Source organism: Streptomyces sp. YS-3 (assembly GCF_045257485.1).
GTDB lineage: Bacteria > Actinomycetota > Actinomycetes > Streptomycetales > Streptomycetaceae > Streptomyces.
In genome coordinates, this window is the sequence record NZ_JBJHPC010000676.1 from 1 (window position 1) to 3596 (window position 3596).

Here is a 3596-nt window from a genome sequence, read left to right on the forward strand (position 1 = left end):
GGGGGAGGGGAGCGGGGCATGACGGACCTGACGGACCCGGCGGACCCGGCGGGTCGCAAGGCGGAGCTCGCCGCGAACCTGGCGCGGGTGGAGGAACGTATCTCCGCAGCCTGTTCGGCGGCCGGGCGCAAGCGGGAGGACGTGACCCTCATCGTGGTCACCAAGACCTACCCCGCCGACGACGTCCGGCTCCTCCATGAGCTGGGGGTGCGTCAGGTCGCCGAGAACCGGGACCAGGACGCGGCGCCCAAGGCGGCCGAGTGCGCGGACCTGACCGGTCTGCGCTGGCACTTCGTGGGCCAGCTCCAGACGAACAAGGTCCGTTCCGTGGTGACTTACTCGGATCTGGTGCAGTCCGTCGACCGGGACCGGCTGGTCACCGCCCTGTCCGCCGCCGCCGTGAAGGCGGAGCGGGAAGTGGGGTGCCTCATCCAGGTCGCGCTGGACGCGGAGTCGGGTGCGCGGGGCGACCGGGGTGGCGTCGCCCCGGACGGGATCGAGCAGTTGGCCCGGCTCGTGGCGGACGCTCCCGGTCTGCGGCTGGACGGTCTGATGACCGTGGCGCCGCTGACCGGCGCGTACGCGGGCCGCGAACGTGCCGCGTTCGAGCGGCTGATGGATTTGTCGACTGACCTGCGCCGCGCTCATCCGGCTGCGAACATGGTGTCAGCAGGGATGAGTGGGGATCTGGAAGAGGCTGTCGCGGCCGGAGCGACACATGTACGCGTCGGTACGGCGGTACTCGGAGTCCGACCCCGGCTCGGGTAACGTCGCGAAGCAAGTCGGACCACAGCAGAAAATATGGTCATTCCCACTCTTCGGTGGGCAGACCTAGTGGATCGTGGGCACTTGGTGACACTGCGACAATTGGCGACAAGGGCGATCCACCACAGAGCGGAGGAATCGGAGCATGGCCGGCGCGATGCGCAAGATGGCGGTCTACCTCGGTCTCGTGGAGGACGATGGGTACGACGGCCCGGGGTTCGACCCCGATGACGAGTTCGAACCCGAGCCGGAGCCCGAGCGGGACCGTCGGCGGCATCAGCCCCCGCATCAGGTCGAACGGGACGAACCGGTACGAGTCGTACAGCCGCCCGCCCCCCGCGAACCGGTCTCCCACGCAGCCGTGATGCCCGCGGAATCGGGGCGTCCGGCGCGAATCGCCCCCGTGGCATCCATCACACCTGAACGCCCGAGCCTGGAGAAGAACGCACCGGTGATCATGCCCAAGGTCGTGTCCGAGCGGGAGCCGTACCGCATCACCACGCTGCACCCGCGGACGTACAACGAGGCCCGTACCATCGGGGAACACTTCCGCGAGGGCACGCCTGTGATCATGAACCTCACCGAGATGGACGACACCGATGCGAAGCGACTTGTCGACTTTGCCGCCGGTCTTGTGTTTGGTTTGCACGGCAGCATTGAACGGGTGACGCAGAAGGTGTTCCTGTTGTCGCCTGCTAACGTCGATGTCACGGCGGAGGACAAGGCCCGTATCGCAGAGGGCGGTTTCTTCAACCAGAGCTGAGACACGACACCGGGAACGATCCGGCCACGAGGCCGGGGGCACAGAGAGCAAGGGGAGAGGGAAGCGCGGGATGGGCGTCGCACTGGATGTGGTCTACATCGCGCTGATGTGCTTCCTCATCGTGCTGATCTTCCGGCTCGTCATGGACTACGTCTTGCAGTTCGCACGTTCATGGGAACCCGGCAAGGCGATGGTGGTCGTTCTTGAGGCCACCTACACTGTCACCGATCCACCGCTCAAGCTTCTGCGGCGGTTCATTCCGCCGCTGCGTCTCGGGGGCGTGGCACTCGACCTGTCCTTCTTCGTTCTGATGATCATCGTGTACATCCTGATCTCCATCGTCACCAGCGTGGGGAGATAGATGTGAGCGACACGGTCCTGCCGACTGCCGACGACTACGTAGAGGTGAAGAAGAGATGCCGCTGACCCCTGAGGACGTGCGGAACAAGCAGTTCACGACCGTCCGGCTCCGAGAAGGCTACGACGAGGACGAGGTCGATGCCTTCCTGGACGAGGTCGAAGCCGAACTGACCCGCCTGCTTCGCGAGAACGAGGACCTGCGCGCCAAGCTGGCCGCCGCGACGCGTGCCGCCGCGCAGAACCAGCAGCAGCAGGGTATGCGCAAGCCGGAGCCGCAGGACCAGCGCGGTCCCGGCGCACCCGTGCCCGCCGCCATATCCGGACCTCCGCAGGTTCAGCAGCAGCAGCAGATGGGCCCGCCGCAGCTTCCGAGCGGCGCCCCGCAGCTGCCTGCCGGTCCGGGCGGACACGGCCCGCAGGGCCAGCACGGCCAGGGTCAGCACGGCCAGGGTCAGCACGGCCAGGGCCCCATGGGCCAGGGCCCGATGGGTCAGAACCAGCTCGGCCAGGGCCCCATGGGCCAGGGTCCGATGGGCCAGAACCAGATGGGTCAGAACCAGCTGGGCCAGGGTCCGATGGGGCAGGGCCCCATGGGTCAGGGTCCGATGGGTCAGAACCAGCTCGGCCAGGGCCCCATGGGCCAGCCGATGGGCGGCCCCATGGGCGGCCACGGTCCGCAGATGTCGCAGCCCGGCCAGGGCCCCGGCGGCGACAGCGCCGCGCGTGTCCTGTCGCTGGCCCAGCAGACCGCCGACCAGGCGATCGCCGAGGCCCGTTCCGAGGCCAACAAGATCGTCGGCGAGGCCCGGTCCCGCGCCGAGGGCCTGGAGCGGGACGCCCGCGCCAAGGCGGACGCGCTGGAGCGGGACGCGCAGGAGAAGCACCGCGTCGCGATGGGCTCGCTGGAGTCCGCCCGCGCGACCCTTGAGCGCAAGGTCGAGGATCTGCGTGGCTTCGAGCGCGAGTACCGTACGCGGCTGAAGTCCTACCTGGAGTCGCAGCTGCGCCAGCTGGAGACGCAGGCGGACGACTCGCTCGCCCCGCCGCGCACCCCGGCGACCGCGTCGCTGCCGCCGGCTCCGCAGATGAGCGGGTCGATGGCGTCGGCCGGCGCGGGCTCGATGGGCCACACGATGGGCGGCCAGCCGTCCATGGGTGGCGCGCCCTCGTACGGCGGCCAGCAGCAGATGTCGCCCGCGATGACGCAGCCGATGGCGCCGGTGCGGCCCCAGGGGCCGTCGCCGATGCAGCAGGCTCCCTCTCCGATGCGGGGCTTCCTGATCGACGAGGACGACAACTGACGGGCGGGTCGCGTGTGACACACGCGTAGCCTTCGGCAGGCTGAGGGCCGGGCCCCCGGATTTTTCCGGGGGCCCGGCCCTTTTCGCGCCCTACGGGACGCCCGATCCAGCTCTGGGGGCTGGGCTGCGCCCCGGGGCCCTTCTTCGTCTGCGGACCGTGGGTGGCTGGTCGCGCAGTTCCCCGCGCCCCTGAAAGCCCGGGCCGGGCCTTCCCGGCGACGGGGGACCCCCTAGGGGCGCGGGGAACTGCGCGAGCGACCCCCACTCAGCCGCACCCGACAGCTCACCTCACCTCACCCTGCCCCCACCCCACCCCACCCGCCGGAGGCTTTCGGGAAGGGGTGGGGCGGGGGAAAGGCAAAGCGGCCCGCCCCCCGGCAGGGGAGACGGGCCGCTGGGGGCTCGGG

The 3596-nt window shown here is 69.8% G+C and carries 4 protein-coding genes; all 4 read left to right on the forward strand.

The features are described from left to right. Window positions 1-18 precede the first annotated feature (18 nt). The 4 genes from ACJA3G_RS33060 (at window position 19) to ACJA3G_RS33075 (ending at window position 3189) form a co-directional block, all read left to right on the forward strand. Window positions 19-768: a YggS family pyridoxal phosphate-dependent enzyme gene (locus tag ACJA3G_RS33060; RefSeq protein ID WP_406556720.1), complete on the forward strand. Its 750-nt coding sequence runs from the start codon at window positions 19-21 to the stop codon at window positions 766-768. 142 nt (window positions 769-910) lie between these two features. Beyond that, a complete protein-coding gene (locus tag ACJA3G_RS33065) occupies window positions 911-1528 on the forward strand; it encodes a cell division protein SepF (protein ID WP_406556721.1) in 618 nt (205 codons plus the stop codon). Between the two features lie 70 nt (window positions 1529-1598). Next, window positions 1599-1889, forward strand: a complete 291-nt coding sequence (locus tag ACJA3G_RS33070) for a YggT family protein (RefSeq protein WP_067158122.1) — start codon at window positions 1599-1601, stop codon at window positions 1887-1889. Between the two features lie 55 nt (window positions 1890-1944). Beyond that, the gene (locus ACJA3G_RS33075) at window positions 1945-3189 is read left to right on the forward strand and encodes a DivIVA domain-containing protein (RefSeq protein ID WP_406556722.1); all 1245 of its coding nucleotides are present in this window, start codon (window positions 1945-1947) and stop codon (window positions 3187-3189) included. Window positions 3190-3596: the final 407 nt, after the last annotated feature.

What these genes read in the sequence shown, in the direction of transcription:
- ACJA3G_RS33060 (WP_406556720.1), top strand. Translation starts at nt 19, where the DNA reads ATGACGGACCTGACGGACCCGGCGGACCCGGCGGGTCGCAAGGCGGAG.
- ACJA3G_RS33065 (WP_406556721.1), top strand. Translation starts at nt 911, where the DNA reads ATGGCCGGCGCGATGCGCAAGATGGCGGTCTACCTCGGTCTCGTGGAG.
- ACJA3G_RS33070 (WP_067158122.1), top strand. Translation starts at nt 1,599, where the DNA reads ATGGGCGTCGCACTGGATGTGGTCTACATCGCGCTGATGTGCTTCCTC.
- ACJA3G_RS33075 (WP_406556722.1), top strand. Translation starts at nt 1,945, where the DNA reads ATGCCGCTGACCCCTGAGGACGTGCGGAACAAGCAGTTCACGACCGTC.